The organism is Oscillibacter valericigenes (assembly GCF_021531915.1).
GTDB lineage: Bacteria > Bacillota > Clostridia > Oscillospirales > Oscillospiraceae > Oscillibacter > Oscillibacter valericigenes_A.
Genome location: NZ_JAFBIV010000023.1, coordinates 1 through 26,370, shown reverse-complemented (window position 1 = coordinate 26,370; position 26,370 = coordinate 1). Strand labels below are relative to the sequence as shown.

Below are 26,370 nucleotides of genomic sequence, written 5' to 3'. Positions count from 1 at the left end.
ACGAGACACTGGTTGCACAGTTGGATCGTATTTTCCGGCACAATCGGCAAGGCAGCTTTCATACGAAGCGGCGCTATTATGAGGCCATGAAGCGATTCTGTGCCTACTTGGCCGATGTGTACCATTTGCAGAAACTGTCCAACATCAGCGGCAAGCATCTGGTCAGTTATGTGATCTATCTGCAGGACACCGGTAAATCGGCCAGTACCATCAAAACAGATCTGGCCGCCATCCGTTTTTTCCATGACAAGATGGATCACAAGTACACGTTGCCCTCTAATGACGAGTTGGGTATCACGTTGGAACGCCGCAGGTTCGGACAGGATGACCGCACCTGGAGCAATACGGAGTTCAACAAGATGCTGGGTAAGGCGCTGGCGATTGACCGTTATGACTTCATCCTTGCCCTGTACTTAGCCCGGTATGCCGGCCTACGTATCCACGAGTGCTTCCGTATCGACACCGCCACGGCGGAGCGGGCGCTCCGGGAGAACGCCATCACCATCAAGGGAAAGGGCGGCAAGGTGCGGACTGTCCCCATCAATGAGCAGATTGCCATTGCCATGCGGAAGCAGTTGGAGCGCACGCCACGGGGACATAAGCTGCTGGTGCCCGATGAGATACCTACGGATAGGGCCATCAATCACCTGCAATTCTTCATTATGAAGCACCGGGACGAAGTGCGGGATGCGGACTCTGACCGCCCTATGACCTTCCATGGGCTCCGCCATACCTACGCGGCGGAGAAGTACCAGGAGCTGGTCAACAGCGGCAAGAGTCCTCTGGACGCCCATTTTGAGGTCTCACGCCTGCTGGGCCATGAGCGGCCGGATGTGACCAACATCTATCTGGCCTCTGTCAGAAAGGAGGCCAAGGATGAACACTAAATATCGTTCTTTTGATGAACTCCCTCTGACCCTTCGGGTAGGGGACCTGATGCCCATTCTCGGCATTGGGCGGAATACAGCTTATGAGCTGATCCGCTGTGGAAAGATCCGCAGCATTCGGATCGGTAAGCAGCTCCGCATCCCCAAGCAGGCGCTGATCGACTATCTTTCGGACGATGACTGACTGCCTCGCCAGATTTCACAATTTGTTCGATTGACCGCTTGCCGCGCGGGGAGTATCATGAAACCATGATTTTCTCTGCGCGGCGAAAGGAGGATTTTTCATGATGCCGCGCAAACCAAAAGTAACCAGACGAGGAAAAAACGAGGGCAGCGTCTACCGCCGCAAGGATGGAAAATGGGTCGGCCAGGTGACGGTCGGATACCGGCCGGACAATGGCAAGCCCATTCGGAAATACACCTACGCCAACACCCGGGAGGAAGCCGCCCGTTGGGTTGCTCTGACGCTGACCACAGAACTGGACAAAGAGACTCATCCGATTTCAGAGGATCTGATCCTGAAGGACTTTCTCCACAAGTGGCTCACCACCTTCAAGGTGCATGAGGTGTGCAGCAGAACCATGGAATTGTATTATTCCAGCGAGCGGCTGCACATCGTTCCGGCCCTGGGCAACTGCACCTTGGATGCGGTGACACCGCTGAAGGTCCAAACCTTTCTGTATCAGCTGCAATCGGAAAAGCAACTGTCCAACCGGACAATCTCGCTGATCCGCAGCGTGCTGATCCAGATGTACGATTACGCCATGGAACTGCGACTGGTGGAGAGCAATCCTGCCCGCAATACAAAGCTCCCCAGACAGCCCCGGAAAGCGGGGGAAGAGGAGAATAAGGTCATCCCCATTGCACAGCGGGAAGCCCTGCTGAAAGCCGCCGCAGAGGATCCCATTATGAGCCCGGCCATCACAACGCTGATGCTGACAGGTATGCGGATCGGGGAACTGCTGGCCCTCCAGTGGAAGCACGTGGACTTCGAGGCCAAGACCATCACCATCCGGCAATCCCTGACCCGGGAGCTGACCTTTGACGAGGACGGCAAGACCCAAAGAATGGTGGATGCTCTGGGAGCCACAAAGACGCGGACATCGCAGCGGGTCATTCAGGCACCGGACCTGGTTCTGACACGGCTGCGGGAGTGGATGCGCCATGTTGCAACCCTGAAGGGCGGTCTCAAGGTGTTGGTGCCGGAGGGTTTTATCTTCATCAGCACCCGCACCATGAACATGCGGACGTACTCCGGCTTCCGGGCCAGCTATCGTCACTTCCTGGAGCGAAACGGCTTTGAGGCGGAGGGGCTGAACCTGCATCGGTTCCGCCACACTTATGCCTCCATGCTGTTGGAGCAGGAGATCAACCCGAAGATCGTGCAGAAGCTGCTGGGCCACCGTGATGTCAGCACCACGCTTGGTGTCTATACCCATGTGGTGCCGGAGGTGTTTTCGGGCGTGACAACAGCTGTGAACGACGCATCGGAGAAGCTGCTGGCAGGAACCTATACACCAAAGATGAACGAGGCCCAGGTCCGCAATCAGCTGCGGCAGTTGGACCCGCTGCTTTCCGAGAATGTGGAGATCAAGGTGCGCTACGCCTGAAAAGCCGTACAGCTTCATACAGCTACAGACCTAAAATCACCCAACATTTCGTAACACAAGCCGGGAAATTGTCCGTGTACTGAGGACAGATAAAACGGATATAAAAAGTCGGAATCCCTTGCAGTGCAACGACTACAAGGGATTCCGATTGGTGGAGACTACTGGACTCGAACCAGTGACCTCCTGCGTGTGAAGCAGGCGCTCTAACCAGCTGAGCTAAGCCTCCATACGGATATTCGATTTTCTTGGACCCACAAGACGCCGCGATGCCACGACGTCTTATGGGATGGTGACCCGTACGGGATTCGAACCCATGTTACAGCCGTGAAAGGGCCGTGTCTTAACCACTTGACCAACGGGCCAGGGAAGTTCCATGAAGCGCCCTGCGGCGCTTCATGGAATTGGTAGCGGCACCTGGATTTGAACCGGGGACACTGCGGGTATGAACCGCATGCTCTAGCCAACTGAGCTATGCCGCCAAATCACGCCCAACAACGGGCACGAATTACTATACCAGAGGGCAGCGACTTTTGTCAAGCCCTTGTGTCAACTTTTTTGAGATTTTTTGAAAAATCGGAAGGCGCCGGGACGGCCTTTGGACCAAAAACCCTCTCGGCGGCCCTGACCTTCCTATAAAATCAACACATTCGCCTATAAAACACGCCTATCTGAACCGGCACAAAAGCCTTATCATCATATCATACAAAGGAAGGGAGGCTTCACAGGGTATGGAGAGGCACCCTGCGGCTGCGGCGTGGGCATGTTCAGTCCCGGTTCTGGGAAAGCCAAAAGCCCGCTGAGTGATCTGCCTGCTTTGATGAAAGGGGAAAACGATATGGAAAAGAAATCGATTCGCGAGATCACATCCCTGGTTTTCCGGGCGCTGACCCTGGCCATGGGTGTCGCCGTGACGGTACTGTCCTGCCTGAGCAAGCTGGAGGCCCAGACCGCCGTCACCATGCTGGGTATCGGCCTTGCCTGCGGAGGCGCCACCCTGCTGGAAAAGCAGTGAGCGGGAGACGGAAGCCATGAAGACTGTGATCATCCACGGGCAGAACCATGAGGGGAGTACCTGCATGGTAGCCAGAGAGCTTGCTCACAAGGTAGGCGGCGAGGTCCGGGAGTTTTTCCTGCCCCGGGATTTTGACAAGCCCTGTCTTGGCTGCTATACCTGCTTCCAAACGGAGCTCTCCCACTGTCCGCATTACAAAGAACTGGAGCCCCTTGCGGCGGCGATGCTGGAGGCGGACCTTCTGATCCTGGAAAGCCCGGTGTATGTGTACCACGCCACGGGTCAGATGATGAGCTTTCTGGACCACTTCGGGACCTGGTGGGTGGTGCACAGGCCCATGCCGGAGATGAGCGGCAAGCAGGCGGTGGCCATCAGCACCGCCGCCGGCAGCGGGATGAAAAGCACGGTCCGGGACATGGCCGACAGCCTGGAGATGTGGGGCATCCGCAAGGTATACAGGCTGGGCGTGGGCGTACAGGCTACCAGACCGGAGGAGATCCCCGACCGGATCCTGGAGACCATCCACCGGAAAACGGACCGTCTGGCAGAGCGCATCCGGGAAAACGCAGACCGACGGGGATGCAATCGCCGCGCCAAAATGTGGTTTTTCATCATGCGCATGGCCCACAGGCATTTCCCGCCCGCGGAGCCGGACTACGGCTACTGGGAGAAACGGGGCTGGCACGGGAAGAGCCGGCCATGGGATGCGCCTATATACAAAAAAAGAGAGCCTGCGGCGGCAAGCAAGTGAAAGCACCGGCCCGCGGGTGGGAAGGAGCGGGGAGCCATGACGGCTTTTGCGGCAATCGACAACGAAGAGAGCCGGGCAGAGGGCCTGCGCTGGCTGTTCCTGATTTTTCTGGGCGGCTGTGTGGTGGGCTGGATCTATGAGGAGGTCTTCTACTGGTTCACCGAAGGACTGCTGAGAAACCGCGGCATCCTCTACGGCCCGTGGCTGCCCATCTACGGCATCGGCGCACTGGGCATCTACGCCATGAAACCCTTGAAGAAGAACCCGGTTTTGCTGTTCCTCCTGTGCACGGTGGTCTCGGGCGTGGTGGAGTACATCATCGGATACGCGGGGGTCTACCTTCTGGGTGTGCGGCTCTGGGACTACCGGGGGCTGCTCTGGAATCTGGACGGGATCATCTGCTTCCGCAGCATGGTGAGCTTCGGCGTCATGGGGCTGGCATTCCACTACCTGCTGGAGCCCATGGGAGAACGGCTGTTCATGAACGCCGATCCCGATGCGGTCCGCCGGGGCTGCCGGGTCCTGCTGGTCATCTTTTTGGCGGACTGCGTGCTGAGCGCGCTGTTCCGCACACCCATCACCTATTGAGGAGGATCGCCATGGAACGGGAGAACCACTTCACGTCCCGGATGCTCACCTGTGCCGGCGCGCTGATGGCGGTTTCCGGTGTGCTCATGGCGCTCTGCGTCAGGCTCGCCTACGGCAGCATCCTGTTGGCGTCCGCCGCCTGCATGTTCCTGACAGCACATAGCTTCCGCATTGCGGAGAATCAGAAAGAATCGGAGGAAACAGACGATGAATAAGAGACTTTACAAATCCAGAAACGATAAGATGCTGGGCGGCGTCTGCGGCGGCATCGCGGAATATTTTGACATCGACCCCACACTGGTCCGCCTGGGCTGGGTGCTGTTCTGCGCCCTGGGCGGCAGCGGCATCCTGGCCTATATCGTCGCTGCCATTGTCATTCCGGAGCAGCCGGTGTGCTGAGGGCGCACCGGCCTGCGGCTGACACACGTACGATGAAGAGACGCGGGGAGCGGGGCATCTGACAAGAGCCCCGCTCCCCGCTGCTTTTGGGCACCTATAAAACTGACACATACAGCTGAAAAAACTGCCTATCGGGGAGCGCTGGAAGACTGTAAAATGACGGTGTAAGGGAAAAGAGGAGGCTGTGTTATGAAATCATTGGAAACCGTTCAGAAGACCTTCCGGGTCTTTCAGATTTTGACGAAGATCGCCATGATCCTGTCCTTTGTGTGGGCGGGGCTGGCGGCGCTTGGACTGCTGTGCGGCATTGTCTGGAATGGCGGCGGTACTGTCATCGGCGCTGACCGGGAGCTGCTGTACACCCTGACCGAAACCAACGGACTGTCCCAACTGATCGCCGTGCTGCTGGGCGAGACCGTCATGGCGCTGACGGACGGCACGCTGCTGGCCTTCGCCTATGGCTATTTCAAGGCAGAGCAGGCGGCCGGTACCCCCTTCACCCATGAGGGTGCCGATCGGATCAAGCGGCTGGGCATCCGCAATATCGTCCTCCCGCTGGTGGCAGCCATCATCATCGCTGTTATATTTGCGGTCTTTGGCGTGCCGCAGCCCGCCGGCAGCGACTGGAGCAACATTTCCAGCCTGTCCACGGGCATCGTTATGATCCTGGCCAGTATCATCTTCCGTTACGGCGCGGATCTGGAGAAAGAGCAGCACGAGAGGCATTGCCTCGGCGGGCCTTCTGCCTGAAAGGAGATCATTCCATGAAAAAAGTCATTGTACTGCTGTTCACGGCAGCCCTTTGTGCGGTGCTGCTGTGCGGCTGCCGGATGTTTGTCCGGCCGTCTGTGGGCCTGTCCTCCTTCCGATATGATCACGCGGAGCAGTATACGGGCGGCGGAGCCACCCTGACTGACACGGTGGAGCGGGTGGAGATCCACTGGCTCAGCGGCAGCGTTGCTGTGCAAGCACACGGGAAGAACACGATCAGCTTCTCGGAGGAGGCAAACCGGAAGCTGACGGAGGATGACTGCCTCTATTACCGTCTGGATGGGACCACCTTGCTCATCCAGTTCTGCCGCAGCGGAAGGTGGGATTTGAACGGGCTGGAGAAAGACCTGACGGTGCTGCTGCCGGAGGAGCTTTTGCTGAAAGACCTGGAGATCGACAGTGTTTCCGCGGAGATCGCCGCAGAGGGCGTCGGTACAGAGGAGGCTGACCTGAACACCGTTTCCGGAGATATCCGCCTCACAGACTGCATCATCACAAAGCTGGCGGAGCTGGACACGGTCTCCGGGGCCGCTGCGGCGGAGCTGACGCAGCCGCTGGAGAGCCTGCGCGCCGGTACGGTTTCCGGGCATATAGAGGCCACCGCACCGGAGATCGGGGCGTTCCATGGAGACTCCACCAGCGGCGCGGTTTCCCTGGCGGTGGACATTGCCCCGCGGGAACTGGACATTGATACGGTATCCGGGGATGTTATCCTGTCCTTGCCGGAGGAAGCTGATTTCGCACTGGAAGTGGATACTGTCAGCGGTAATTTTTCTTCCGAACTGCCATGTGCCCAAAAGAATGGCCGCTATCTCTGCGGCAGCGGCACGGGGATCTATGAGATCGACACAACATCAGGCGATATCCGCCTGCAAAGAGGAGGGGTATGATGACACCCAACGCCATCGTATATACATCCAATACCGGTTATACGGAGCAGTACGCTATGCTGCTGGGCAAAGCCACGGGACTGCCTGTGTACACCCTGGCTGAGGCGGAAGCAAAGCTGGCGCCGGGAAATCACATCCTCTATCTGGGCTGGCTGATGGCAGGCAAGGTGCAGGGATATGGCAAAGCCGCCAGGCGCTATCATGTGGAGGCTCTCTGCGGTGTGGGCATGGGGGCCACCGGCTCTCAGCTTGAGGATGTGCGGAAAACCAACCGGCTCCCCGGCACCATGCCGGTCTTTACGCTGCAGGGTGGCTTTGACCTGTCCCGCCTGCGGGGCGTTTACAGGCTGATGATGACCGTCATGGTCAAAACCGCCGGAAAAGGCCTTACTGAAAAGCAGGACCGCACCCCGGAGGAGGACGACATGCTGGACATGCTGCTGCACGGCGGCAGCCGCGTCAGCGGGGAGAATCTGACAGCTGTTTTGCAATGGTATGGAATGAAACAGGAGAACATGAGATGAAATGCACCCTGAGAAGATGGCGCCTGTCAGACGCGAAGGAGCTGGCGGCGGCGCTGAACAACGAACATATTCTGAACAATCTGCGGGACGGCCTGCCCATTCCCTATACGGAGCGGGACGCGGAGGATTACATCACTGCCATGCTGTCCGCCGATGGGAACGACACCTTCGCCTGCGCCATCACCCTGGACGGCCGGGTCGTCGGCAGCATCGGGGCTTTCCGCCAGGGCAACATCCACCGGCAGACGGCGGAGCTGGGCTACTACCTGGCGGAGGAATACTGGGGCAGGGGCATCATGACCGATGCCATCTGCCAGCTCTGCGCCATGGTCTTTGAGACCACCGACATCCTCCGCATCTACGCCGAGCCCTTCGCCTACAACGCCGGCTCCCGCCGGGCCCTGGAGAAGGCGGGCTTTGCCTTTGAGGGCATGATGAAAAGCAACGCCGTGAAGAACGGCAAGGTAGTGGACATGGCCCTGTACAGCCTGACCCGCAGCCTGGAGCCGTATCCCGTCCGCAGGCTCAGCCCGGAGGAGATCCCGGCGGCGCTGGAGCTCTGCTGGCAGGTGTTTCTGCAATTTGAGGCCCCGGAATATCCGCCTGAGGGCGTGGCCGCCTTCCGGGCCAGTCTGGACGACCGGGAGCGCACCCGGCAGCTGAAGTTCTACGGCGCCTTTGACGGGGAGAAGCTGGTAGGCGTCCTCGCAATGCGCCTGCCCCAGCACATCGGCGGCTTCTTCGTGGCCGCCGCCTACCACCGCCGGGGCATCGGCAGGCACCTGTTCGAGGCCATGCGGCGGGACTATCAGACCCAGATATTTACCGTGAATTCCTCCCCCTACGCGGTGGAGGTCTACCGCCATCTGGGCTTCGTGCCCACGGACACGGAACAGCTCACCGACGGCCTGCGCTATACCCCCATGCGGTTTGAACAGGACGGGAACGGACTGTGAGGCCGCCCGCCCACACTCCGCCGGGAAGGGTCGGAGGCACAGCCCTGTGCGGCGCATCGTTCCCAGCCTCTCCATTTCGCGCAGGGAAGGCGAGGAACGACCGCGTTTTTGTGCGGTCATAAAGACATGCGGAGAGGAGTGGGGCCTGTTTGTATCCCCTTGTCCGCAAAGCCCGAGCGCAAAAAGCCGCAGGCCAAACGGCCTGCGGCTTTTATTGGGCTTTTGCTTAGTACATGCCGCCCTTCAAAATCGGCAACTTTCAGAGGAAAATGCAAACGCAGAAAAATGTGAGCTTTCGTAGAGTTATCAAGGGTTTGACCGGATTTTTTCGCTCTTGGAAAATCAGCCGAATTTCACATAAATCTGCACAAATCTACGCCGTTTCACGGCCGGTTGGCGTAAGTTGTGGCGTAAGCCAGCCAACCTAATACAATGAAAATTATAGGTTACTTGCGATTTGCTCAAATGCCTTTTCCACGGAATCATAATTGCTGTGGGTGTAGACATCCAGAGTGACGCTGGCATTGGAATGCCCCATCAGGTATTGCAGACTCTTCACATCAAGACCGGCTTGCTGAACATTGGTGCAAAAGGTGTGCCGAAGCACATGGGGCGTCACCCGAGGAACGGAGTGTTTGCAGGATTTCTCAAACTTGCCCTGAATCCCTCGCATATAGTTCTCCAAGTGCATGGCAACCTTTGGCATCCCGGATTTGTCCAGAAACAGGAAACCGCTGTGTCCGTCCACCAGCAATTCTACCTTGGGCGATGTCCTGTTTTTCATTACCCGCTTCAAGGCCAGGTAAACAGCATCCGTCATGGGAATCGTTCGAATGCCGCTTTTGGTCTTGGGAGCGGTGATGAAATAGGGCTTCTCCGCTGTTCGGCATAACTGCCGCCGTACATGGATGCACCGCCGTTCAAAATCAATATCTGACCGGGTAAGTCCATATAACTCACTGACCCGAAGGCCGGTCCCCAGCAGGATCACAATATCATCATAGTAGTTTCCGCCGCAATCCTGGACGAATTGCAGATATTGTTCCTGCTGCTCCTTTGTGAGCGCATCCCGCACATAGGCATCCTTGGGAATTACATCGGACAGCTTGAACTTGAACGGGTTTTTGCGGATCAGATCATCATCCACAGCCATTTCAAAGGCGGGCCGTATCACACTCTGCAAAACGCCGATGGTGTTCTGCTTGATACCTTTATCATGCAGAAAAACAAACCAGCCTTTTGCATCGGAGAGCTTTACGGACTTGACTGGCTTTTGCCCGAATGGGTCCGCATGAATTCTGTTGACCGCTGAACCGTAGGCCCGCATGGAGTTCTGCTTCAGACCTCGTTTCAGATTGATATAACGGTCAACCCATTCAGCCACCGTGATCTCGCCGGCGGCATAGTCGATACCATCCGCAATGTCACGCCGTATCTCGTCCTCTTTCTTCCGCAGCTCCGCCAATGTCTTGGCGTAAATGCAGCGCCGCTTCTTGTGTATATCGGTATAACGATAGTCATAGGTGCCGTTTGCTCGTTGGCTCTCGCCATCCTTCAAAACACGGCCCTTGCTATCTCTGCGCTTTTCAGGCAACTCTAACGCTCCTTTCTGTGAAAAGCGCATATAGGGTTTGCCTTAGTATATCATACCGAACACACGGTTTCCACTTAAATCGAATAGGCGGTTTCTAAAAACCGCTCAAGTTGTTTTCGTTTGATCAGGCGCTTGTTCCCGTTCCAGAGAACAAAGGGACAGTTTTCATCGTTGGTCATATCCCGCAGCTTGTTGATACCAATACCAAAGTAGGCAGCGGCTTCCTCAAGGCTCAGATTCGCCTTTTCCCACACGGGTACTTTTTCAATCGCCATAATGCTGCCCCCTCACAAGTCTGATTCTTCAAACCAATAGGCTTGAAATATGGTGCCATCATGAAGCAAAAAACGGCCTCTTGCGTCTTTGGGGATAAGGTCGGCAGCATCGGTATTATCCAGGATGATACTGGAAAGCACGCTGTCTGCCCTGCCGCACACCCGGAAATCCATGTTGTTTCGAATTTGACCGGGGATGATGGAGGCATCCGGGCGTTGCGTGGCGAGAATCAGATGGATACCAAACGCACGCCCTTGCCGGGCAATAGTGGACAGCCTGTTTTCAATCTGCGCCAGCAGCTTCTTCCGTTCGGCGTCAGCACCGGTTTTGTCCAGCACTTCCGCAACCTCATCGCAGGCAAAAATAAGCCGCTGCAAGCTCTCTCCTGTGGACTTGTTGTATGTGTCAATACTGGAGCATCCCGCAGTTCGAAATATCTCCTTGCGCCGTTCCAATTCTGCTACAAGGTCGGTCAGCAGGCCCAACAAGTCGGTTTCTTCAAAGCATATCCGGCAATCCCTGTTCCAGAGGGGCGGAAAATCCACGCCGCCTTTGAAATCGGCAATATAAACCCTCGCACCTTTTTTCATGGCTTGCATGAGCAGTAATTTCAGCAGAACGCTTTTGCCGCTACCTGTGGAACCACCCAACAGGATGTGAGGGATATGTGCCAGGTTGACGGTCACAGGCCCCAGCAGGCTTTCTCCCAGCACCAGCACAAAGCTTTCCGGCGAGAGATATTTGTCTTTCCAGCAAAGGATTTCCGGCAAGTCTATCTGAGCCGGAACGGCGTAAACCAGCACCCGACTCTTGCCTTTTCCGTAAGTCATTTTTATGATGGAAATATCCAGGGCTGCCTCGATCGCCGCTCGGTTGTCCTCCCATTCTGCAAGGGGAATGCTCTGATTTCTAAATTCCCAGATTGTTACCCTGGGATGGGCCTTGTCACGCTTTTTGCGAAGCAGTTCAGGAACCATCCCGGCATGATTGGTAAGGCCGATGCTTTGCAGCTGGTCCTTTGCCATCCGCTTGCCGAACGGATAAAACAGCAGGTAAATCAACGCCGCACCGCCCAACAGTAGATAAACTGGGAATGCGTGGGTCATGGGATAAGTGTATCACTGGCGGCAGGAGCAATCTATAATACCTAAATCTACGCGATTTTCTGCATACAACTTGGATTGCAGATGGCAAAGCAATGCATCTGACGCCATAGACAGAATAGCAAAAGAAACTCCTGGCAGCCACAATACCTAAATCTGCTTTCCTGGCGAAAAACATTAGGAAATAAAAACGAGGCCAAGGGAAAAATCCCCCGACCTCATGTGAAGCATAATATTTGATGATGATATTCTATCATGTATAGAATACAGATGCAATTCGAAAACAGTTCAAGTTTAGTACAACTTTAGTTCAAAAGCAGTCTTAATGGATTGCCTTTCCCAAAACAATTGTGTCTATAGCAGGCTTTAGGATTTTTACAAACTTCTGTAACAACGCGCCTGACAGCATAATTGTTGCAATCGTGCAAATTCCAACAGTACCTCCCAAAATCCATCCAAGCAAAACACACATCACATCTAATATGATTCTAACATTTTGAATGGGCCATTGATTTTTATGTACAAAAGCAAATGTTAAAGCTTCATAGGGTCCTTTTCCAAAGTCCGCAAGGGAATAAAGCGCTGAACCAAAACTGAATATAACAAGTCCGCATATCATTATAAGGAAATTCGCCAGTTTTGAGCTGCTATAATGCAAAAACGGGGCAAATAAATCGATGCAAAAGCTATAGATTACTTGATACAGTATCGTCCCTATATGGATTTGCTTTCTGTCATAAAACCAGCAAAAGACCACCATTGCCGCGGCAATGATCAACGATGCCTGCCCAATGGTTATACGGATCGTCTTTGCCATCCCCTGCCATAATATCGCAAGTGTTGCGGAACCAAAACCGGCATAAATTGCTATATCCAATCCGAATGCAGCAATTACTGTTCCTACAATGACAGTCAAAAGTTTTAATATCATCTCTTTGCGAGACATATTATTTTTACCTCCCCGTTATCCGGGCGTCTTCCTGCTCCGCACCGCCTTTCGGCTCTTTTTTCATCAGGGATGCCGCTGTGATCACCGTCAGCACGGACTCCGTCACCATGCCGGAATAGGAACGCACCGCAATGACATACACCAGCCACGAAAGGCCGCTGACAATGCCCGCGCCCTGTATCACCCGCTTGTTAGACTGGAAGAAGGGCAGCAGGGCCACCAACGATGCCAAAATAGGCAGCAGCGTCACTGGCGTTTCGTAGGTTAACACAGCAATCAGCAGGAACACCGCTGCGATAGGCATCGCCGTGGCGACCTTGTTCCAACGAAACCGCTCCTGTAATAGGAAAAGCATCAACACGATAATTTGAAAAAAGCTACATACTGCACCGGACAGGGCGTGAAGTAGTGCATAATGGATGGCAAAAATCAAATTGGCAACTACCTGCCACAGCAAGATCATGCGCTTGTCCTTCTGCCAGTAGCTGAGTCCCATAGTAATTAATGCACCAAAGCCGATCATCTGATAAAGCACATTCATTCGTCTGTCCTCCCATGAAAAAAGCCACGCACCCAGCAAGGGTGCGTGGCGAAAAATGGATGCGATGTTCCAGAAAAATCCACACAAATTTTGGAATTATATTGTACCATAGTAAAGGCTCGCTTGTCAATCCGCAGAGAGGCGCGTCTCTACGCGTCTCTACGCAAAACCTTGTCGAAATAGAAGTTGGATCTTATGATTTCCATTGTGCTCAAAGGCGTTCATCATGCGGCTTCCCTGCTTAATAGCGTGATGGAAAATCCTGTTTTCCTCGCTGTTCAACTACCCGATCAGTCAGAAGCTACCGATCCCAGTAAGTTTTTTTATCATCCTCTGTAATGGGACGGATAACTTTGCACGGATTACCGACAGCTACGGAGTTGCTCGGGATATCTTTCACAACAACGCTGCCGCCGCCAATTACCACATTGCTTCCAATGTTTACTCCTGGCATCACTTGTACGCCTGCACCGATCCAGACATTATCTCCAACAGTTATAGGATATGCATATTCCAAGCCCTGATTGCGGCGCTCATAATCGATGGGGTGCCCCGCTGTATGGAAGCCACAGTCCGGTGCGACAAAGACATTGTCGCCAAAGGTCACCTTTCCGCAATCGAGGATGACAAGGTTATGGTTTGAGTAAAAGTTTTCTCCCAATTCAATATTGTAACCATAATCGCACCAGAAGGGAGCGGTTATGCAGCAGTTTGCCCCCATTTTACCCAGAAGTTGATATAGAATTTTTTGCTGCCCTTGTTCATCCGCAGGAGAGAGCTGATTGTATTGATGACATAATTCCTTTGCCTTGACACGCTCCAGCTTCAAATCCGTATCATGATTAGCATCGTAAAGCTGTTGCTTTAGCATTTTTTCTTTTTCTGTCATTTGGAGTGCTCCGTTCAAATTTTGTTACTTAATTTTATCATATCATGCTGTGAACCGCTCTGCAACAGAGATGTCTGATAAAGCCAGGGATAAAGAAAAACAATGACACATAAGAAAATCAAGAAGTAAAGTCTCTTGAGATGTAAAACTCCCGATGCCTACCATTCGGTAAGCATCGAGAGTTTGTAACCCTATTATGCGCTTGAAATTTTGGCGTAAGTGGCGTAAGTTTGGCGTAAATCCGCTTCTCAGCCTCGCAAAAAACAAGCAATTTCAAGGGGGTGAGGCATTTTTTAGTACATGCCGCCCATGTCGGGGGCAGCGGGAGCGGCTGCGGGGGGCTCGGGCTTGTCGGCCACCAGGGACTCGGTGGTCAGGACCATGGAGGAGACGGAAGCGGCGTTCTCCAGAGCGGAGCGGGTCACCTTGGCGGGGTCGATGATACCGGCGGCGACCATGTCGCAGTACTCTTCCTTATAGGCGTCGAAGCCGTAGCCGTTCTTGCCGGAGGTGCGGACCTTCTCCAGGATGACGGAGCCGTCCAGACCGGCGTTGGCGGCGATCTGACGGATGGGGGCCTCCAGGGCCTTGGCAACGATCTGGACACCGGTCTTCTCGTCGCCCTCGACGGTGTTCAGCAGAGCCTCCACAGCGGGGATGACGTTGACGAAGATGGTGCCGCCGCCGGCGACCACGCCTTCCTCAACGGCAGCGCGGGTGGCGTTCAGGGCGTCCTCGATGCGGAGCTTCTTCTCCTTCATCTCGGTCTCGGTGGCAGCGCCGACCTTGATGACCGCCACGCCGCCGGCCAGCTTGGCCAGGCGCTCCTGCAGCTTCTCACGGTCGTAGTCGCTGGTGGTGTTGGCGATCTGGCTGCGGATCTGGGCCACACGGTCCTTGATGGCCTGGGAGTCACCGGCACCGTCCACGATGGTGGTGGTCTCCTTGGTGACCTTCACCTGACGGGCACGGCCCAGCATGGTGATGTCGGCGGTCTTCAGCTCCAGACCGACCTCCTCGCTGATGACGGTGCCGCCGGTCAGGGTGGCGATATCCTGCAGCATCTCCTTGCGGCGGTCGCCGAAGCCGGGGGCCTTGACGCAGACCACGTTCAGGGTGCCGCGCAGACGGTTGACGATCAGGGTGTTCAGGGCCTCGCCCTCCACATCCTCGGCCACGATGACCAGCTTCTTGCCGGACTGGACCAGCTGCTCCAGCAGGGGCAGGATGTCGGCGATGACGGAAATCTTCTTGTCGGTGATCAGGATATAGGCGTCGTCCACGACGGCCTCCATCTTCTCCATATCGGTGGCCATGTAGGGAGTGATATAGCCGCGGTCGAACTGCATGCCCTCCACGACCTCGCTGTAAGTCTCAGCGGTCTTGGACTCCTCGATGGTGATGACGCCGTCGGCGGAGACCTTCTCCATGGCGTCGGCGATCAGCTTGCCGATCTCCTCGTCGCCGGAGGACACAGCGCCCACACGGGCGATGTCCTTGGAGCCGTCCACGGTCTTGGCCTGCTTCTTGACCTCAGCCACGGCAGCTTCGACGGCCTTGGCCATGCCCTTCTTGACCACGATGGGGTTGGCGCCGGCGGCCAGGTTCTTCAGACCCTCGTGGATCATGGCCTGGGCCAGCAGGGTGGCGGTGGTGGTGCCGTCGCCGGCCACGTCGTTGGTCTTGGTGGAGACTTCCTTCACCAGCTGGGCGCCCATGTTCTCAAAGGGATCCTCCAGCTCGATCTCCTTGGCGATGCTCACACCGTCGTTGGTGATGAGGGGAGCGCCGTACTTCTTGTCCAGGACCACGTTGCGGCCCTTGGGACCCAGGGTGATCTTGACGGTATCGGCCAGGGCGTCAACACCGGCCTGCAGAGCCTTGCGGGCATCATCGCCGCGCTTGATTAACTTAGCCATAACGAATTACCTCCAAATAGAAGATTAGAATAAACAAATTTGCAGCCCTTCGGAAAGGGGCCAGGGGAAACCTGTGGTTTCCCCGGTTCTTTCGCCGGAGGCGAAAGAAGAAAATGAAATCATTTTCGCCGCGACATGTGCGTGGCGAAAATACCTCGACCCGCGCGCCCTTGGGGCGCACACACCAGTGAAGAACGCTTCACTGGTGGTGGGGGATTCTCAAGGGGAAAGCAGCGAAGCGCCGCCTGTGGCGGAATCAGCGAGCTGCTTTCGAGGCAGCGGCACGATTGGCGGGCCCAACGGGACCGGGAATCGTCATGCCGCAACGGTGTTGCCTGCTCCCCCTTGACCAAGATTACTCCACAATCGCGAGAATGTCATTCTGGCGAACGACAACATATTCAACGTCCTCCAGAGTGACCTTGGTGCCGGCGTACTGGCTGGTGATGACCTTGTCGCCGACCTTCACGGTCATGACGATGTCCTTGCCGTCCACGTTGCCGCCGGGGCCCACGGAGATGACTTCCGCCACGGAGGGCTTCTCCTTGGCGCTGCCGGTCAGGATGATGCCGCCCTTGGTGGTCTCCTCAGTCTCAACCATTTTCAGGATGACACGGTCTGCAAGCGGGGTGAGTTTCATGATGAATTCCTCCTATATTATAAAAAATAAACGAATTCAGCGTTAGCACTCAACTCTCTCGAGTGCTAACGCTGTTATCATAGTACAGTCCTCCCGTTTTGTAAAGGGGGATTTTGACAAAAGTTATGAAGAAACTGTAAATCCTATACCTACTCCACGATGCGGGCGGTGGCATTGGGACTGCACCCCTTGGGGCCGAAGAAGTTCAGCTTCCGGTCCGCCAGGCGCATGACCACCTCCCGGCTGCGGGAGCACTCGCCGTCCACGCAGGTGACGATGTCCCCGGCGGACTGGATGCGGACTACTTTGGCGGTGGAGACCCGGATCAGATCAGCGGGCAGCTTCCGGTATTGTCCGGCGGAGTAAGGGGCGAACAGCCGGGCAAAGGTGGCCTTGCTGACCTTCCTGATCAGGATGGTGTGCAGCACGCCGTCGTCCATCCGGGCCTCGGGCACCGGGGTGGAGCCGCCGCCGTAGTAGCGGCCGTTGCACATGGACACCAGAGCGAACTCGTCCTCCAACTGCTCGTCGTCCAGCCAGACTCTCCAGTGGTGGCCGATGCTCCTGAAGAGGAAGTTGGCTGCCACAGAGGCCAGATAGCTGCCCCGGCCATTCAGCAGGGGGGAGCCGCTGTACTGATGGACGCTCTCTGCCACCTGGGCGTCGATGCCGTTGCAGGCGATGGTCAGGCCCAGCCGCCCGTTGCAGTCGATCAGGTCCAGGGGGAACTGGTCGCCGTCCCACAGGTTCTCCGCGTCCCGGAACTTCTCCATGTCCGGGCCGAAGTTTTTCAGAAAGTCGTTGCCCGTGCCGGTGGGGATGCAGGTCATGGCGGCGTTGGCAAAGCCCGCAATGCCGTTTGCCACCTCGCTGACGGTGCCGTCGCCGCCGCAGGCGTAAAGGCGGATGGCTTCACCCGTCTCCGCCAGCTTCCGGGCCATGTCCGTGGCACCGCCGGGGCGGTCCGTCAGCATGCAGGCGCAGTCCAGGCCGTGCTCGTCCCGCAGCCGGTCCGCCATCTCATAGATGCGGGCCCGCTGGTCCTTTTTTCCCGCGCAGGGGTTGACGATGAAAATGTGCTTCATGGGGCAGATTCCCCCTTTATTTCTTTACAATTTGTATGATTCGACAGAAAAATTACGTTTCGTACTAAAAGCGTCACTTTCCGTACTGGAAAACGTCGCACTTCAGCATGCCGTTGTACAGCTTCCGCTTCTTGTCGGCGGGACGGCCGAAGCAGCGCTCGAACTCCGTGTGGGAGGAGAGCACCAGGATGCGCCACTTGGGGGGCATGGTCCGCATGGCGGCGCCGAAGGCCCGGTACAGGTCCTCGGCCTCCTTTTTCTCCAGCAACCGCTCGCCGTAGGGCGGGTTGGTCACCAGCTGGCCGTACTCGCTGTCACGGTGGAACTTGCCCGCGTCCGCCACCTCGAAGCGGATGCAGTCCTCCACCCCCGCCAGCTCCGCGTTGTGCTTTGCCAGCTCGATGGCGGCGGGGTCGATGTCGCCGCCCCAGATGTCGTAGGTGCCGTGGAACTCTTTATTCATCGCCTCGTCGGCGGCGTCCAGCCACAGCTTGCTGTCCATATTTTTCCACTTCTGGGCGGAGAAGCTGCGGTCCAGGCCCGGGGCCCGGTTCTTGGCGATGAGGGCCGCCTCGATGGGGATGGTGCCGCTGCCGCAGAAGGGGTCGCAGAAGGGGTCCTTCCCCCGGTAGCGGGACAGGGTCACCAGGGCGGCGGCCAGGGTCTCCTTCAGGGGGGCGCCCATGTTCCGGGCCCGGTAGCCCCGCTTGTAAAGACCCTCGCCGGAGGTGTCCAGATACAGGGTGGCAACATCTTTAATGATGGCGAACTGAATTTGATAGCGGCTGCCGGTCTCCGGCAGGGTCTCGCAGCCGTAGGCGGTGCCCAGCCGCTTGGCGGAGGCCTTCTTCACGATGGCCTGGCAGGCGGGGACGGAGTGCAGGGTGGAGTTCAGGGAATAGCCCTTCACAGGGAATTCGCCGTCCCGGGGGATATAGTCCTCCCAGGGCAGAGCCAGCACCCCCTGGAACAGGGCCTCGAAATCCCTGGCGGGAAAGCTGCCCAGCTCCATCAGCACCCGGGCGCCGCAGCGCAGATTGATGTTCAGCCGGGCGATGTCAGCCATGGTCCCTTCACAGTGGACCCGGCCGTTTTCCGCCCGGACGTTTTGCAATTGCAGGCGTTTCATCTCGTCCGCCACCAGGCTTTCCAGCCCCAGCAGGCAGGGGACCGTCAGTGTCATGGCCCGCTCCTCCTTAAAGTACATAAAATATCAAGCATAGTATAACAGGAAACAGCCCGCTCCGCAATGGGATTTCCTTGCATAGGAAAAGGGGCGTATGATATGATATTTGCACGGGGAAAGGAGGACGCCTGTGAAACGCTATCAAATCGTCAAATGGCTTATGACCGTGGTGGCGGTGCTGCTCCTGCCCGCCATGTACCTGGTGCCCGCCCTGGCGGAGCGGCGGGGCCTGTTCTCCTGGATGCTGTACGGCCTTTACATACTGGTGGTGCTGTTTGTCTGGGGGGTCACCGGCAAGGGAAACCGGAACGTGAGCCGGGGCTTTGACCCGGAGGCGGACAACCAAACGCTGGACGAAACCAGGGAGGTCCTTCGGGAACGGAGCCGGTGGAAAGGGATTTGACGCCGGGAAAACAGATGCTGTGCAAAGCCGTCCGCCGTGGGCGGCTTTTGTTACCGAATTGAAATTGTATTTCCTCCGTGTCCTGTGGTACACTGTAACCAGACAGGTGAGTAAAACGTCTTATAAGATGAAGAGAGGAGGCATTGCCTGTGGATTACATGATCTGGGTCTGGCTGGGAGCCGCCGTGGTGTTCGGCATCGTGGAGGCCCTGACGGCGGGCCTGGTGTCCATCTGGTTCGTGGCAGGCAGCGCGGCAGCCCTGATCGGCGCCTTTCTGGGCGCGGGACTGGGCGTGCAGGTGGCGCTGTTCGTGGCAGTGTCCGCGGCGGCCCTGGCGGTGACCCGGCCTCTGGTGCGGCGCTATACGGCGGGCAAGGCCGTCCCCACCAACCTGGACCGGGTGCTGGGGGATTCCGGCAAGGTCACGGAGACCATCGACAATGAGAATTCCACCGGCGCCGTCTATGTGGACGGCAAGACCTGGACGGCCCGCAGCGATGACGGCAGCGTCATCCCCGCCGGGACCGTGGTAGAAATTCTGCGCATGGAGGGCGTCAAGCTCTTTGTGAGAAAAATCGAAGAAAAAGTGGAGGTAGTATCATGAGCTTTGGTTGGATCGTCCCCGCTGTACTGATCATTCTGGTGCTGGTGGTGCTCATCAGCAACATCCATATCGTCCAGCAGTCCCGGGCCTACGTGGTGGAGCGTCTGGGTGCGTTCTACTCCGTGTGGAACGTGGGCCTGCATTTCAAGGTCCCCTTCATCATGCGGGTGGCGAAAAAGGTGTCGCTGAAGGAACAGGTGGCGGACTTCGCTCCCCAGCCCGTCATCACCAAGGATAACGTCACCATGCAGATCGACACCGTCATCTATTTCCAGATCACGGACCCCAAGCTGTATACCTACGGCGTGGAGCACCCCATGAACGCCATCGAGAACCTGACGGCCACCACCCTCCGTAACATCATCGGCGACATGGAGCTGGACCAGTCCCTGACCAGCCGCGACATCATCAACTCCCGGATGCGGGCCATCCTGGACGAGGCCACGGACCCCTGGGGCATCAAGGTCAACCGGGTGGAGCTGAAAAACATCATCCCGCCCAAGGAGATCCAGAACGCCATGGAGAAGCAGATGAAGGCGGAGCGTGAGCGCCGCGAGTCCATCCTCCAGGCCGAGGGCACCAAGCAGTCCCAGATTTTGGTGGCCGAGGGCGAGAAGCAGTCCGCCATCCTGCGGGCCGACGCCGAGAAGCAGGCCGCCATCCTGAAGGCCCAGGGCGAGAAGGAGGCCCGCATCATGGCCGCCGAGGCCGAGGCCCAGGCCATCATGCAGGTGCAGAAGGCCATGGCTGACTCCCTGAAGCTGCTGAACGAGGCGGCGCCCAACGACCAGGTGGTGAAGCTGAAAGCCCTGGAGGCCATGCAGAAGGTGGCGGACGGCAAGGCCACCAAGATCATCATCCCCAGCGAGCTGCAGGGTCTGGCGGGCCTGGCAGCCAGCGCCAAAACGGTGTTCGATACCGAAGACCCCAAGGCGGAATAACAAACCGACCTCTTACGGAGCGGCCCAGTCGGGCCGCTCTCTTTTTTTGCGCCGTTCCTCATTGCGGCGGACCAGAACGTCCAGCGTGTCCCCCGGGGTGCGGTCCGGCTCCGGGGGCAGGACCGGGGGAATGGCCTGACTTTCCCGCTGCTCCGCGCGGCGCTGGGCGGCGGAGCGGTAGTTGGCGCATTTCTCCGCGTAGGCCGTCGCGTCCCGGCGGATGGTGTCCGCCATGAAGAGGAAGGCCATCTGGGTCCGGTCACTCATGCCGGGATAGCGTTCCTCGAAGCCGGTGATGCCGTCCTGGCCCTCTGCCTCCCGCTCGCCGCACTCCATCAGCGCCCGGAAGAGGATGCCCAGCTGCTCATCCGGCAGACCGGCCACCCGGTGGAAGTTGTCAAAGTACAGAAGCATGCTGCTGCGTTTGCCGCTCATATCTGAGCTCCTTTCTGAACGGTGTCTCTGTATGCAGGGACAGCGGAGGGGGCTTGTTGCACGGGAACGTACAATTTTTTCAAAATCTTGGTGGATTTTACGGATATAGAGACAGCTACAGGTATAGGAACAGATACAGAGAAAGAAACAGATACAGCCACAGGAACAGGAAAAAAATAAAAAAATAAAAGAAATATTCTTTTCTCAAAAAAACAGATACAGAAAAAGCCAAAGGCAAAGCCACAGCCACAGAGACAGGAACGGTGAAAGAGAAAGCCGCCTCCGGCGGAAAGCCGTGCTTTTTGTGAAAAACAGAAAAGCAGCCGGCTTTGGCTGCTTTCACTGTTCGGGGAGAATATCGGATTCCAGACAGGCCTCTTCCGCTTCTGATTGGGCCTTTATGAGGTATTCATAGGCTAAAATAATGTTTCCCTGTTCCAGATACTCGGCTGCCTGCGCCACCACACCAAACAGATGGAAGTAGAGGTCCCTGTAATTTCTGTAACCGCTCACCATCCTCACCTCAGACCTATTTTAAGGGTATATCCCTTAAAATGCAATAAGGAATATTCCCTTAAGCCATAATAGCTTTGGGTGATGTTATGTATCAGCTTCGTATTCGTGACTTGCGGGAAGACAGAGACTTGAGCCAGACACAGGTGGCGGAACTCTTAAAGGTCCACCAGACCACCTATTCGGATTATGAGCTGGGGCGGCTGAATGTTCCCGTTTCCGCGCTGCACACATTGGCGGACTACTACGGTGTCAGTGTGGATTACCTGCTGGGCCGCACCGACGTCAAAACCCCATATCCCAAAAAGGAAAGCCCCCGTGGATGAACCACGGGGACTTTTTTGTATTACAGCCGGGTCACAACGGGAATGACCATGGGGCTGCGCTTGGTGTTCTTGAACAGGTAGCTGCTGACGGCGGACTTCACCGCGCCCTTCAGCTCACCGTCATCCCGGCCGCGCTTGCGGGAGACGGACTCGGCGGCGTCGTAGGCCACGTTCTGCAGCTCCTTCATCAGGTCCCCGGACTCCTTCACATAGATGAAGCCCCGGGTGATGATCTCGGGAGGGGCCAACAGGTCGCCGTTGTGGCTGGAGACGGGCATCACGACCACCACCATGCCGTCCTCGGCCAGGCGCTTGCGGTCCCGCATGACCACGGCGCCCACGTCGCCCACGCCGGAGCCGTCCACGTAAATTTCGCCGGCGGGCACGGTGCCGTTGATCTTCAGGGTCTTGGCGGTCATCTCAATGACGGAGCCGTTGTCCGCGATGGCGATGTGGTTGCGGTCCATGCCCATGTCCTGGGCCAGCTGGCTGTGGATCTGCAGCATGCGCTGCTCGCCGTGGAGGGGGACGAAGAACCGGGGCCGGGTCAGGGCGTGGATGATCTTCAGCTCCTCCTGGCAGGCGTGGCCGGAGACATGGAGGATGTCGGACTTGTTGTAGACCACCTTCACGCCCTTGCGGAACAGCTCGTTGATGACCCGGCCCACCGTCACCTCGTTGCCGGGAATGGCGGAGGCGGAGATGATCACCTTGTCCCCGGCGCCCAGTTCCACCTGCTTGTGGGTGGAGAAGGCCATGCGGTACAGGGCGCTCATCTCCTCGCCCTGGGAGCCGGTGGTGACGATCACCTGCTTGTTCTTGGGCAGGCCCTTGATCTTGTTGATGTCCATGAGGGTGTTCTTGGGCACCTTCATGTAGCCCAGCTCCGTGGAGACCTTCATCATGTTCTCCATGCTGCGGCCTGTGACGGCCACCTTCCGCCCGGCCTGGGCGGCGGCGTCCAGCACCTGCTGGATGCGGTGGACGTTGGAGGCAAAGGTGGTGACGATGATGCGCTCCTCGCAGTTCTGGAACTGGCGGGTGAAGGTGGCGCCCACCGTTTTTTCCGAGGGGGTGAAGCCCGGGCGCTCCACGTTGGTGGAGTCGGCGCACAGGGCCAGAACGCCCTCCTTGCCCAGCTCGCCCAGCCGGGCCAGGTCGATGACTTCTCCGTCGATGGGGGTGGAGTCGATCTTGAAGTCGCCGGTGTGGACCACGGTGCCCAGGTGAGTGTGGATGGCGAAGGCCACGGAGTCGGCGATGGAGTGGTTCACGTGGATGAACTCCACGGTGAACTTGCCGGCCCGGACGGACTTGCCGGGCTCCACGGTGATGAGCTTGGTGGACTTCACCAGCTGGTGCTCCTCCAGCTTCAGCTTGATGAGGCCGGCGGTGAAGCGGGTGCAGTAGATGGGCATGTTCACCTGCTTGAGCACGTAGGGGATGGCGCCCACATGGTCCTCGTGTCCGTGGGTGATGAACAGGCCCCGGATGCGGGCCCGGTTCTTGATCAGGTAGGTGACATCGGGGATGATGCTGTCGATGCCGTACATGTCGTCCCCGGGGAAGGCCATGCCGCAGTCCACCACGATGATCTCGCCGCCGAACTCATAGGCGGTCATGTTCTTGCCGATCTCGTTGAGACCGCCCAGGGGGATGATCTTCAATTTTTCTGCCATAGATATGAAAACTCCTTTTTATTTTACAGAATATGTAGGCTCCATATCTCAGGTTTCCGGGCATGACAAGGAAACGTGCAAAAAAGAGCACGCTGAAAAGAGACGCCCGTCGTCCGTACGGCCCCGTTTCGCCGCCGGAGGTCTGGTCACGTCATGCCAGTGGAGGTATGGAACTGTTGTCTATTTTTGACCGGCAGGAAAGCGTCCTCCGGAAAAATACAAGAAAAACAGCGGGAGAGCCTGACTCTCCGGCGCCTAACCTGCTATAGTATACCACAGAAAACCGGGTTTGTATACAAAAATTTTGTATTATGGTAAACTTGCGGAGGGGGAGAGCGTTTTCCACAAAAATCCGGCGGAAAATCCGCCGCTCCGTGAATTGACATTTTTCCGGAAACTGCTATGATAAAATGCGAGATGTGGACGTTAACAGAGGGAGGAAACAGCCATGCGGGCCACCATCAAAATGATCGCGGAAAAGGCCGGGGTGTCCATCGGCACGGTGGACCGGGTGCTGCACGACCGGCCCTACGTAAAGGCGGAGGTGCGGGAGCGCATCCTGCGGGTCATGGAGGAGCTGGACTACCGGCCCAACCGCATGGCCAGCGCCCTGGCCCTCAGCGGCACTCCCAGGCACCTGACGGTGATCCAGCCGGTGTGGGCGGGCTATGTATATGAGGAGATGGCCGCCGGTGTGGCCCGCTTTCTGGAGGAGCACCGGGATTTCAACGTCACCGTGGAGGTGCTGGAGTACCCCCAGGAGGACGTGGGGACCTGCCTGCGGCAGATGGACGAGGCGGTGCGCAGCGGCGCCCAGGCCATCGCCCTCTGCGCCACGGACTGCCTGGAGATCCGGGAAAAGCTGGCGGAGCTGGCCGCGCGGCAGGTGCCGGTAGTGACCTTCAACTCCGATATCCCGGCGGGCGACCGGATGTGCTACGTGGGGGAGGACGCCCACCACGCCGGCCGCGTGGCGGGGGACATCGCCTTCAAGTTCCTGCGGCCCGGGGACCATCCCCTTGTGGTCTACGCCGGACCCTCCTACGCCGGCCACAAGGCCCGTACCGAGGGCTTCCTGGAGCGGCTGGGAGAGCTGGGCTTCGACAGCGGGGCCTGCCGGGTGGCCGCCACCCACAACAACTATGACGAGACCTACGCCGCCGTGAAGCAGGCCCTTCAGGACCCGGCCCTGACCTATATCTACATGGCCAACCGCAGCGTCCCCGCCTGCGTGCGGGCCATCGAGGACCACGGCGCCGCCGAACGGGTACGGGTCCTGGCCCACGACAGCAACCCCCTGGTGGGGCAGTTCCTGCGGGAGGGGAAGGTGGATTTCACCATCGACCAGGACCTGGCCTACCAGAGCTACCAGGCGCTGACGCTGCTGTTCCGCTTTCTGGCGGAGCACAAGGCGCCGGAGCAGGAGCGGTTCTGTCCGCCCAGCCCCATCCTCAGCGCGGAGCTGGTGCCGGAGGCCAATTAAGCGGTTTTTTGTGGGGGACCTCCCCGGTCCCCCATTTCGTAAAAGAAGTGTGTGCACGCACACAGAATGGGAGGAACGAGTGATGAAACGAAACAGCGCGGTGACGGCGTCCACCCTGGCCCTCATGGGGCTGGGCTTTGCCCTGGGCGCCTGCGAATATGTGGTGGTTGCCATTCTGCCGGACATCGCGGCGGGCCTGGGGGCGGACCTGGGCGCCGCCGGCAAGCTGGTGAGCGTGTTTGCCGCCGGGTACGCCATCGGCACCCCCGTCGTCACGGCGGCCACGGGGCGGGCGCCCCGGTTCCGGCTGCTGATGACCCTGCTGGGGCTGTTTATTGCCGTCAACGCCGTCAGTATGCTGGCTCCCGGCCTGGGGGTGCTGTACGTCTCCCGGGCGCTGGCGGCGGTGCTGACCGGGACCCTGACGGCGGTGGCCTTCCTGTTCGTCCAGGAGGTGACGCCCCCGGAGCACACCGCCAAAGCCATTGCCATGGTGTACACCGGCATGTCCCTGGCCACGGTGGTGGGCAACCCCCTGAACAAAACCCTCAGCGCCGTCTTCAGCTGGCGGGCGCCCTTCGCGGTGATCCTTGTGGCGGGCGTCATCCTGCTCCCGGTTTTGGCCAGGGTCCTGCCCCACACCGGGGCGGTGGAGGGCGCTCAGACCGGCTTTGCCCGCCAGTTCACCGTGCTGCGGGACCCCCGCTATTCCCTGTGCGTGCTCATGACCATCTGCTGCTACGCCGCCACCTACGTGGTCTACACCTACGTCACCCCCATCCTGACGGACGTGCTGGGGGTGGGGGAGACCCTCATCAGCCCTCTGCTGATGGCCGTGGGCGTCTGCTGCATGTGCAGCAACCTGCTGGCGGGCTGGCTGGGCAGCCGGGGAGACGTGAAGCGGACCCCGGCGGTGCTGGCCCTGCAGACGGCGCTGTTCCTGGCCATGCCCCTGCTGCTGGGCAGCCGGTGGACGGGCCTGCCTGCGGTGTTCGCCATGTGCCTGCTCATGTACCTGCTGAGCACCCCGGTGCAGTACCACGCCTCCACCCTGGCGGAGACGGAGCATCCCTACGCCGTCAGTCTCTGCGCGTCCACCCTGTCCGTGGCGGGCAACATCGGTATCGCCCTGGGGTCCTTCGCCAGCAGCGGCCTGCAGGAGGTTCTGGGCCTGCGGGCCCTGGGGTTCCCGGCGGCGGGCTTTGCCCTGGCGGCGCTGGCGCTGAACCTGGCACTGGCGGCGGCGCTACGCAAGAAGCCCCGGAAGGGCTCCCACGCTGCGGAGATGTAAGGGCGGTGTCCGCCGCCCGTTGGGGAAGGGGGGACATTTCTCTTTTGAAAAGAGAAGTGTCCCCCCACGCCCCCCAAAGAGAAACCCGGGGGGATTTCGATTTCCCCCCGGACCCCCTTGAAAC

At 58.1% G+C, this 26,370-nt stretch carries 31 protein-coding genes and 3 tRNA genes; 18 read left to right on the top strand and 16 right to left on the bottom strand.

Annotation, left to right across the window (positions count from 1 at the left end; translation table 11 throughout):
* The 3 genes from JQM66_RS11480 to JQM66_RS11470 form a co-directional block, all read left to right on the top strand.
* Positions 1–887 (top strand): tyrosine-type recombinase/integrase (locus JQM66_RS11480; protein ID WP_235230007.1); only part of this gene is annotated, 887 nt, incomplete at its 5' end.
* Positions 877–1,071, top strand: coding sequence for a helix-turn-helix domain-containing protein (locus tag JQM66_RS11475; protein WP_235230006.1), 195 nt, complete (start codon positions 877–879; stop codon positions 1,069–1,071). The genes JQM66_RS11480 and JQM66_RS11475, both read left to right, overlap by 11 nt.
* 100 nt (positions 1,072–1,171) lie before the next feature.
* The gene (locus JQM66_RS11470) at positions 1,172–2,497 is read left to right on the top strand and encodes a site-specific integrase (protein WP_235230005.1); all 1,326 of its coding nucleotides are present in this window, start codon (positions 1,172–1,174) and stop codon (positions 2,495–2,497) included.
* Positions 2,498–2,646: 149 nt separating this feature from the next.
* Here the strand turns inward: JQM66_RS11470 and JQM66_RS11465 are convergent.
* The 3 genes from JQM66_RS11465 to JQM66_RS11455 form a co-directional block, all read right to left on the bottom strand.
* Positions 2,647–2,723, bottom strand: a tRNA-Val gene (locus JQM66_RS11465).
* Positions 2,724–2,784: 61 nt separating this feature from the next.
* Positions 2,785–2,859: transfer RNA gene (locus tag JQM66_RS11460), tRNA-Glu, on the bottom strand.
* Positions 2,860–2,899: 40 nt separating this feature from the next.
* Positions 2,900–2,976, bottom strand: a tRNA-Met gene (locus JQM66_RS11455).
* A gap of 356 nt (positions 2,977–3,332) precedes the next feature.
* Between JQM66_RS11455 and JQM66_RS11450 the strand changes: the two genes are divergently transcribed.
* The 9 genes from JQM66_RS11450 (at position 3,333) to JQM66_RS12825 (ending at position 8,388) form a co-directional block, all read left to right on the top strand.
* Positions 3,333–3,509: a hypothetical protein gene (locus JQM66_RS11450; protein WP_235230004.1), complete on the top strand. Its 177-nt coding sequence runs from the start codon at positions 3,333–3,335 to the stop codon at positions 3,507–3,509.
* Positions 3,510–3,525: 16 nt separating this feature from the next.
* Positions 3,526–4,260, top strand: a complete 735-nt coding sequence (locus JQM66_RS11445) for a flavodoxin family protein (RefSeq protein ID WP_235230003.1) — start codon at positions 3,526–3,528, stop codon at positions 4,258–4,260.
* Positions 4,261–4,296: 36 nt separating this feature from the next.
* Positions 4,297–4,848, top strand: a complete 552-nt coding sequence (locus tag JQM66_RS11440) for a putative ABC transporter permease (RefSeq protein ID WP_235230002.1) — start codon at positions 4,297–4,299, stop codon at positions 4,846–4,848.
* Positions 4,849–4,859: 11 nt separating this feature from the next.
* Complete coding sequence (locus JQM66_RS11435) at positions 4,860–5,063, top strand: hypothetical protein (protein WP_235230001.1); 204 nt, start codon at positions 4,860–4,862, stop codon at positions 5,061–5,063.
* Complete coding sequence (locus tag JQM66_RS11430) at positions 5,056–5,247, top strand: PspC domain-containing protein (RefSeq protein ID WP_235230000.1); 192 nt, start codon at positions 5,056–5,058, stop codon at positions 5,245–5,247. The genes JQM66_RS11435 and JQM66_RS11430 overlap by 8 nt, the downstream gene beginning before the upstream one ends.
* Positions 5,248–5,436: 189 nt before the next feature.
* A complete protein-coding gene (locus JQM66_RS11425; protein WP_235229999.1) occupies positions 5,437–5,997 on the top strand; it encodes a hypothetical protein in 561 nt (186 codons plus the stop codon).
* A 14-nt stretch (positions 5,998–6,011) separates the two neighbouring features.
* On the top strand, positions 6,012–6,908 hold the full coding sequence (locus JQM66_RS11420; RefSeq protein WP_235229998.1) for a DUF4097 family beta strand repeat-containing protein: 897 nt from the start codon (positions 6,012–6,014) through the stop codon (positions 6,906–6,908).
* Entirely contained in the window at positions 6,905–7,432 is a 528-nt protein-coding gene (locus tag JQM66_RS11415; RefSeq protein WP_235229997.1) for a flavodoxin domain-containing protein, read from the top strand. Before JQM66_RS11420 ends, JQM66_RS11415 begins: the two co-directional genes overlap by 4 nt.
* Positions 7,429–8,388, top strand: a complete 960-nt coding sequence (locus JQM66_RS12825; RefSeq protein ID WP_407946021.1) for a GNAT family N-acetyltransferase — start codon at positions 7,429–7,431, stop codon at positions 8,386–8,388. Before JQM66_RS11415 ends, JQM66_RS12825 begins: the two co-directional genes overlap by 4 nt.
* Before the next feature lie 439 nt (positions 8,389–8,827).
* On the opposite strand, the gene JQM66_RS11400 is transcribed toward JQM66_RS12825, so the two are convergent.
* The 10 genes from JQM66_RS11400 to JQM66_RS11355 all read right to left on the bottom strand — a co-directional run bounded on the left by JQM66_RS11400 (position 8,828) and on the right by JQM66_RS11355 (position 18,567).
* Positions 8,828–9,982: a tyrosine-type recombinase/integrase gene (locus JQM66_RS11400; RefSeq protein ID WP_235229996.1), complete on the bottom strand. Its 1,155-nt coding sequence runs from the start codon at positions 9,980–9,982 to the stop codon at positions 8,828–8,830.
* A 74-nt stretch (positions 9,983–10,056) separates the two neighbouring features.
* Positions 10,057–10,257, bottom strand: coding sequence for an excisionase (locus tag JQM66_RS11395; protein WP_235229995.1), 201 nt, complete (start codon positions 10,255–10,257; stop codon positions 10,057–10,059).
* 12 nt (positions 10,258–10,269) lie between these two features.
* Positions 10,270–11,319, bottom strand: coding sequence for an FtsK/SpoIIIE domain-containing protein (locus tag JQM66_RS11390; RefSeq protein ID WP_235229994.1), 1,050 nt, complete (start codon positions 11,317–11,319; stop codon positions 10,270–10,272).
* Positions 11,320–11,683: 364 nt separating this feature from the next.
* The gene (locus tag JQM66_RS11385; protein WP_235229993.1) at positions 11,684–12,307 is read right to left on the bottom strand and encodes a YczE/YyaS/YitT family protein; all 624 of its coding nucleotides are present in this window, start codon (positions 12,305–12,307) and stop codon (positions 11,684–11,686) included.
* A gap of 7 nt (positions 12,308–12,314) precedes the next feature.
* A complete protein-coding gene (locus JQM66_RS11380) occupies positions 12,315–12,851 on the bottom strand; it encodes a YgjV family protein (protein WP_235229992.1) in 537 nt (178 codons plus the stop codon).
* A gap of 301 nt (positions 12,852–13,152) precedes the next feature.
* Complete coding sequence (locus JQM66_RS11375; protein ID WP_235229991.1) at positions 13,153–13,740, bottom strand: sugar O-acetyltransferase; 588 nt, start codon at positions 13,738–13,740, stop codon at positions 13,153–13,155.
* A 293-nt stretch (positions 13,741–14,033) separates the two neighbouring features.
* Positions 14,034–15,659: a chaperonin GroEL gene (gene groL / locus JQM66_RS11370; RefSeq protein ID WP_235229990.1), complete on the bottom strand. Its 1,626-nt coding sequence runs from the start codon at positions 15,657–15,659 to the stop codon at positions 14,034–14,036.
* 355 nt (positions 15,660–16,014) lie between these two features.
* On the bottom strand, positions 16,015–16,299 hold the full coding sequence (locus JQM66_RS11365; protein WP_187030210.1) for a co-chaperone GroES: 285 nt from the start codon (positions 16,297–16,299) through the stop codon (positions 16,015–16,017).
* Positions 16,300–16,448: 149 nt separating this feature from the next.
* Positions 16,449–17,384: a diacylglycerol/lipid kinase family protein gene (locus tag JQM66_RS11360; protein WP_235229989.1), complete on the bottom strand. Its 936-nt coding sequence runs from the start codon at positions 17,382–17,384 to the stop codon at positions 16,449–16,451.
* 73 nt (positions 17,385–17,457) lie between these two features.
* On the bottom strand, positions 17,458–18,567 hold the full coding sequence (locus tag JQM66_RS11355) for a THUMP domain-containing class I SAM-dependent RNA methyltransferase (protein ID WP_235229988.1): 1,110 nt from the start codon (positions 18,565–18,567) through the stop codon (positions 17,458–17,460).
* A gap of 133 nt (positions 18,568–18,700) precedes the next feature.
* Between JQM66_RS11355 and JQM66_RS11350 the strand changes: the two genes are divergently transcribed.
* The 3 genes from JQM66_RS11350 (at position 18,701) to JQM66_RS11340 (ending at position 20,519) form a co-directional block, all read left to right on the top strand.
* Positions 18,701–18,973: a hypothetical protein gene (locus JQM66_RS11350; protein WP_235229987.1), complete on the top strand. Its 273-nt coding sequence runs from the start codon at positions 18,701–18,703 to the stop codon at positions 18,971–18,973.
* Between the two features lie 158 nt (positions 18,974–19,131).
* The gene (locus tag JQM66_RS11345) at positions 19,132–19,578 is read left to right on the top strand and encodes an NfeD family protein (RefSeq protein ID WP_235230008.1); all 447 of its coding nucleotides are present in this window, start codon (positions 19,132–19,134) and stop codon (positions 19,576–19,578) included.
* Positions 19,575–20,519 (top strand): SPFH domain-containing protein, encoded by a 945-nt coding sequence (locus tag JQM66_RS11340; RefSeq protein WP_235229986.1) that lies wholly within the window; start codon positions 19,575–19,577, stop codon positions 20,517–20,519. Before JQM66_RS11345 ends, JQM66_RS11340 begins: the two co-directional genes overlap by 4 nt.
* Before the next feature lie 12 nt (positions 20,520–20,531).
* Here JQM66_RS11340 and JQM66_RS11335 read toward each other — a convergent pair whose 3' ends face one another.
* Together JQM66_RS11335 and JQM66_RS11330 are read right to left on the bottom strand one after the other, a co-directional pair.
* On the bottom strand, positions 20,532–20,954 hold the full coding sequence (locus tag JQM66_RS11335) for a DUF6291 domain-containing protein (protein WP_235229985.1): 423 nt from the start codon (positions 20,952–20,954) through the stop codon (positions 20,532–20,534).
* A gap of 339 nt (positions 20,955–21,293) precedes the next feature.
* On the bottom strand, positions 21,294–21,467 hold the full coding sequence (locus JQM66_RS11330) for a hypothetical protein (protein WP_235229984.1): 174 nt from the start codon (positions 21,465–21,467) through the stop codon (positions 21,294–21,296).
* A gap of 89 nt (positions 21,468–21,556) precedes the next feature.
* Here JQM66_RS11330 and JQM66_RS11325 point away from each other — a divergent pair, with 89 nt between their 5' ends.
* A complete protein-coding gene (locus tag JQM66_RS11325) occupies positions 21,557–21,793 on the top strand; it encodes a helix-turn-helix domain-containing protein (protein WP_235229983.1) in 237 nt (78 codons plus the stop codon).
* 20 nt (positions 21,794–21,813) lie between these two features.
* Here the strand turns inward: JQM66_RS11325 and JQM66_RS11320 are convergent, their stop codons facing one another.
* Complete coding sequence (locus JQM66_RS11320; RefSeq protein ID WP_235229982.1) at positions 21,814–23,472, bottom strand: ribonuclease J; 1,659 nt, start codon at positions 23,470–23,472, stop codon at positions 21,814–21,816.
* A gap of 448 nt (positions 23,473–23,920) precedes the next feature.
* Between JQM66_RS11320 and JQM66_RS11315 the strand changes: the two genes are divergently transcribed.
* Both JQM66_RS11315 and JQM66_RS11310 read left to right on the top strand, forming a co-directional pair.
* On the top strand, positions 23,921–24,955 hold the full coding sequence (locus tag JQM66_RS11315) for a LacI family DNA-binding transcriptional regulator (protein ID WP_235229981.1): 1,035 nt from the start codon (positions 23,921–23,923) through the stop codon (positions 24,953–24,955).
* An 82-nt stretch (positions 24,956–25,037) separates the two neighbouring features.
* Entirely contained in the window at positions 25,038–26,246 is a 1,209-nt protein-coding gene (locus tag JQM66_RS11310) for an MFS transporter (RefSeq protein WP_235229980.1), read from the top strand.
* The last annotated feature ends 124 nt before the right edge of the window (positions 26,247–26,370 follow it).

Coding starts and splice junctions, on each gene's coding strand:
- JQM66_RS11435 (WP_235230001.1), top strand. CDS start 4,860: ATGGAACGGGAGAACCACTTCACGTCCCGGATGCTCACCTGTGCCGGC.
- groL (WP_235229990.1), bottom strand. CDS start 15,659: ATGGCTAAGTTAATCAAGCGCGGCGATGATGCCCGCAAGGCTCTGCAG.
- JQM66_RS11445 (WP_235230003.1), top strand. CDS start 3,526: ATGAAGACTGTGATCATCCACGGGCAGAACCATGAGGGGAGTACCTGC.
- JQM66_RS11395 (WP_235229995.1), bottom strand. CDS start 10,257: ATGGCGATTGAAAAAGTACCCGTGTGGGAAAAGGCGAATCTGAGCCTT.
- JQM66_RS11450 (WP_235230004.1), top strand. CDS start 3,333: ATGGAAAAGAAATCGATTCGCGAGATCACATCCCTGGTTTTCCGGGCG.
- JQM66_RS11345 (WP_235230008.1), top strand. CDS start 19,132: ATGATCTGGGTCTGGCTGGGAGCCGCCGTGGTGTTCGGCATCGTGGAG.
- JQM66_RS11325 (WP_235229983.1), top strand. CDS start 21,557: ATGTATCAGCTTCGTATTCGTGACTTGCGGGAAGACAGAGACTTGAGC.
- JQM66_RS11315 (WP_235229981.1), top strand. CDS start 23,921: ATGCGGGCCACCATCAAAATGATCGCGGAAAAGGCCGGGGTGTCCATC.
- JQM66_RS11320 (WP_235229982.1), bottom strand. CDS start 23,472: ATGGCAGAAAAATTGAAGATCATCCCCCTGGGCGGTCTCAACGAGATC.
- JQM66_RS11355 (WP_235229988.1), bottom strand. CDS start 18,567: ATGACACTGACGGTCCCCTGCCTGCTGGGGCTGGAAAGCCTGGTGGCG.
- JQM66_RS11340 (WP_235229986.1), top strand. CDS start 19,575: ATGAGCTTTGGTTGGATCGTCCCCGCTGTACTGATCATTCTGGTGCTG.
- JQM66_RS12825 (WP_407946021.1), top strand. CDS start 7,429: ATGAAATGCACCCTGAGAAGATGGCGCCTGTCAGACGCGAAGGAGCTG.
- JQM66_RS11360 (WP_235229989.1), bottom strand. CDS start 17,384: ATGAAGCACATTTTCATCGTCAACCCCTGCGCGGGAAAAAAGGACCAG.
- JQM66_RS11385 (WP_235229993.1), bottom strand. CDS start 12,307: ATGTCTCGCAAAGAGATGATATTAAAACTTTTGACTGTCATTGTAGGA.
- JQM66_RS11420 (WP_235229998.1), top strand. CDS start 6,012: ATGAAAAAAGTCATTGTACTGCTGTTCACGGCAGCCCTTTGTGCGGTG.
- JQM66_RS11475 (WP_235230006.1), top strand. CDS start 877: ATGAACACTAAATATCGTTCTTTTGATGAACTCCCTCTGACCCTTCGG.
- JQM66_RS11365 (WP_187030210.1), bottom strand. CDS start 16,299: ATGAAACTCACCCCGCTTGCAGACCGTGTCATCCTGAAAATGGTTGAG.
- JQM66_RS11440 (WP_235230002.1), top strand. CDS start 4,297: ATGACGGCTTTTGCGGCAATCGACAACGAAGAGAGCCGGGCAGAGGGC.
- JQM66_RS11335 (WP_235229985.1), bottom strand. CDS start 20,954: ATGAGCGGCAAACGCAGCAGCATGCTTCTGTACTTTGACAACTTCCAC.
- JQM66_RS11470 (WP_235230005.1), top strand. CDS start 1,172: ATGATGCCGCGCAAACCAAAAGTAACCAGACGAGGAAAAAACGAGGGC.
- JQM66_RS11430 (WP_235230000.1), top strand. CDS start 5,056: ATGAATAAGAGACTTTACAAATCCAGAAACGATAAGATGCTGGGCGGC.
- JQM66_RS11425 (WP_235229999.1), top strand. CDS start 5,437: ATGAAATCATTGGAAACCGTTCAGAAGACCTTCCGGGTCTTTCAGATT.
- JQM66_RS11415 (WP_235229997.1), top strand. CDS start 6,905: ATGATGACACCCAACGCCATCGTATATACATCCAATACCGGTTATACG.
- JQM66_RS11375 (WP_235229991.1), bottom strand. CDS start 13,740: ATGACAGAAAAAGAAAAAATGCTAAAGCAACAGCTTTACGATGCTAAT.
- JQM66_RS11380 (WP_235229992.1), bottom strand. CDS start 12,851: ATGAATGTGCTTTATCAGATGATCGGCTTTGGTGCATTAATTACTATG.
- JQM66_RS11310 (WP_235229980.1), top strand. CDS start 25,038: ATGAAACGAAACAGCGCGGTGACGGCGTCCACCCTGGCCCTCATGGGG.